Origin of the sequence: Streptomyces sp. NPDC059398 (assembly GCF_042751845.1) — a bacterium.
In the GTDB taxonomy this organism is placed as follows: domain Bacteria; phylum Actinomycetota; class Actinomycetes; order Streptomycetales; family Streptomycetaceae; genus Streptomyces.
The window spans coordinates 1-2,950 of the sequence record NZ_JBHYWP010000198.1 but is presented as its reverse complement, the minus strand read 5'-3'; the positions used below and the strand labels follow the sequence as shown (position 1 = coordinate 2,950).

Here is a 2,950-nt window from a genome sequence, read left to right as displayed (position 1 = left end):
TACGGTCACCGCCCACCACCACAGCCCGGTGCTCGAACGCCGACCGCGTCGCCGCCAACGACCACGCCACATCAGCCGGCTCCAACGACGGGCGCTGCGCCACCCACTCCCGCAACCGACCCGCCTGCGCCGCCAGCGCCTCCGCGGACCGGCCCGACACCAGCCACGCACCGGTGCCGTCGCGGGACACCACGGCTGCCGCCTGTGCCGCTGGGTCCGCCGCGGCTTCGGCGGGCTCCTCCACGAGGTTCTCGGCGGGCGCCTGCTCCAGGATGACGTGCGCGTTGGTGCCGCTCATACCGAAGGCAGAGACACCTGCCCTGCGTACCCGGCCGTCGGACGGCCAGGGCCTCGCCTCGGTCAGCAGCCGTACTTCGCCCGCCGTCCAGTCCACGTGCGAGGACGGTTCCTCGGCGTGCAGGGTCTGCGGCAGCTGCTCGTGCTGGAGCGCCAGCACCATCTTGATGACCCCGGCGACACCTGCGGCCGCCTGCGTGTGACCGATGTGGGACTTCACCGAGCCCAGCCAGACCGGACGGCCCTCGGGGCGGTCCTGCCCGTACGTGGCGAGCAGCGCCTGCGCCTCGATCGGGTCACCCAGCGTCGTACCCGTCCCGTGCGCCTCCACCACATCCACATCAGCAGCCGACAGACGCGCATTCGCCAGCGCCGCCCTGATCACCCGCTGCTGCGACGGACCGTTCGGCGCCGTCAGACCGTTCGAAGCACCGTCCTGGTTGACGGCCGAACCACGCATCACGGCAAGGACCTGGTGGCCGTTGCGGCGAGCGTCCGAAAGACGCTCGACGACGAGCATGCCCGCACCCTCGGCCCAGCCGGTACCGTCCGCGTCCTCCGAGAACGCCCGGCACCGCCCGTCCATGGACAGCCCCTGCTGCCGCGAAAAGTCGATGAAGGTTCCCGGATGCGTCATCACCGTCGCGCCACCGGCCAGTGCCAACGAGCACTCACCCGAACGCAGCGCCTGGGCCGCCATGTGCAGCGCCACCAGCGACGAGGAGCACGCCGTGTCCACCGTCACCGCCGGGCCCTCAAGACCCAGCGCGTACGAAACACGGCCGGAGAGCACACTGGTCGCGTTCCCGGTCAGTACATGTCCCTCGGAGCCGGATTCGCCCTGGCCCGCCATGGACACACCGATCCCGTAGCCCGAGGCGAAACCGCCGGTGAAGACACCGGTGGCGCTCTCCCGCAGGGTCATGGGGTTGATGCCGGAACGCTCCAGTGCCTCCCAGGAGGTCTCCAGGAGCAGCCGCTGCTGCGGGTCCATCGCCAGCGCCTCACGCGGGCTGATCCCGAAGAACCCCGCATCGAACCCGGCCGCGTCCCGCAGGAACGCGCCCTGCGCCACGTACGAGGTGCCCTCCCGCTCCCCGTCCGGGTCGTACAGGCTTTCCAGGTCCCAGCCGCGGTCGGTGGGGAAGGCACCCACCGCATCGGCGCCGGAGCCCAACAGCTGCCAGAACTCCTCCGGGCTGCCCGCGCCGCCCGGGAAGCGGCAGGCCATACCGACGATCGCCACCGGTTCGTCCGCAGCGGGGGCGGTCGCGATGGCCGCCGGGGCGGCCACGTCCGCCTGCTGCCCGGTCAGCTCGCCGCGCAGGAAGGCGGCCAGCGCCAGCGGCGTCGGGTAGTCGAAGACGAGGGTGCTGGGCAACCGCAGCCCGGTCGCGGTGTTGAGCCGGTTACGCAGCTCGACAGCGGTCAGCGAGTCGAAGCCCAGGTCCTTGAACGCACGCCGGTCCTCCACCGCCGCCGCGGAGGCGTACCTGAGCACGGTCGCCACCTCGGTGCGCACCACCTCTGTGAGCAGACGTTCCTGCTCCGGTCGGCCCAGTCCCGCCAGCCGCCGCGTCAGCTCTCCCTCCGGACGTACCACGGTGGTCGTGAGCTCACCGCCGGCGGCCATCCGGCGCACCTCGGGCAGGTCCCGCATCAACGGGCGCGTCAGTGTTTCCGCAGCAGCCGTACCGGACGTCAGCTGCGTCCAGTCCACGTCCATCACGGTCACCGCGGCGTCCCGGCCCTGCAATGCCTCGCCCAGCGCACGGGCGGCCAGCCGGGGGTCCATCGTCGGCATCGGGCCGCGCTTGACCCGCGCCTCCACCGTGATGCTGGACTCGATCATGCCGCCGCCGGCCCACGCACCCCACGCCACGGTCAGCCCGGCCAGCCCGCGGGCCTGCCGGTTCTCGGCCAGGGCGTCCAAGTAGGCGTTGGCCGCCGCGTAGTTGCCCTGTCCCGGGGCGCCCAGTGTGGACGCGATCGAGGAGAACAGTACGAAGGCGTCCAGGTCACGATCCGCGGTCAGCTCGTCGAGCAGTGCGGCGCCCCGGGCCTTCACCCGCAGCACCGTCTCCAGGCGGGAGGCGTCCAGGCGGTCCAGCACTCCGTCGTCCAGCACCGCGGCCGTGTGGAGTACCGCGGACAGCGCCGGGCCTGTCCTGTCGATCCATTCCAGCAGGGTCGACAGCGGCTCCCGCCGACCGGCGTCACAGGACACGATCTCCACCGTGGAGCCCGCCTGCGCCAACTCGGCGGCCAGCGCGGTGGCCCCCTTGGCCGAGGGGCCCGAACGGCTCGTGAGCACCAGGCGTTCGGCACCACGGCCGGCCATCCAGCGCGCCACATGACCGGCGATCGCCCCCGTACCGCCGGTGATCAGCGCGCTGCCGCGCGGCGCCCACTCCGAGTCGGTACGCACCTGCGAGGCACGCTCCAGGCGCCGACCCAGCACTCCGGCCGAGCGGATGGCCACCTCGTTCTCGTCACACCCCGCCAGTACGGCGACCAACCGGGCACCCGCCCGCTCCGACAACTCCCCGGGCAGATCAACCAACCCACCCCAACGCTCCGGATGCTCCATACCAACAACCCGGCCCAGACCCCACACCTGCGCCTGAACCGGACGCTCCAACACCTCACCCGG

1 protein-coding gene is annotated in these 2,950 nt (G+C 72.1%); it reads right to left on the bottom strand.

All coding sequences use genetic code 11. From position 1 onward, the window contains the following. A partial coding sequence (locus tag ACFXBC_RS34920; protein WP_385034107.1) for a type I polyketide synthase occupies positions 1–2,860 on the bottom strand: 2,860 nt, incomplete at its 3' end. Positions 2,861–2,950: the final 90 nt, after the last annotated feature.